Consider the following 401-nt stretch of genomic DNA (forward strand, 5'->3'; position numbering starts at 1 on the left):
GACCCAGCGTGAAGACCCAGCGTGAACTGGCTTCGAGATCGAATGTGTCCTACGGATCGTTGAGGCTATTTGAAGAAACCGGGAAAATTTCGCTCGAGAGCCTTGTGAAAATTGCGTTTGCCCTTGAGGCGGAGGCGGAGTTCGAACGCTTGTTTCCAGGTCGGCCGCCGCAGAATATCGATGATGTCATTGATCGTCCTCTCAAGCAGCGTGTGCGCCGGAAATGAAGTTCAAGCCAATCCAGCAGATTAAGGTTTATCTGAATCTCGAAGGGAACGAGAGGAAACTCGGTACCCTCGCCTGGAGTGGCAAGGAACGGAGGGCTTACTTCGAGTACGCGGCGGAGTTTCTGACATCGCCCCTTTTGATTTCTCCATTCCATATGATGGCGGCCAACGGGT

The 401-nt window shown here is 53.1% G+C and carries 1 protein-coding gene; it reads left to right on the forward strand.

Annotated elements, in window-relative coordinates; genetic code table 11:
* The first annotated feature begins 8 nt into the window (after positions 1-8).
* Positions 9-227, forward strand: coding sequence for a helix-turn-helix domain-containing protein (locus AB4Z23_RS28795; protein ID WP_441361352.1), 219 nt, complete (start codon positions 9-11; stop codon positions 225-227).
* The last annotated feature ends 174 nt before the right edge of the window (positions 228-401 follow it).

The sequence above is a fragment of the Agrobacterium sp. MCAB5 genome (assembly GCF_052114365.1).
Classification (GTDB): domain Bacteria; phylum Pseudomonadota; class Alphaproteobacteria; order Rhizobiales; family Rhizobiaceae; genus Agrobacterium; species Agrobacterium tumefaciens.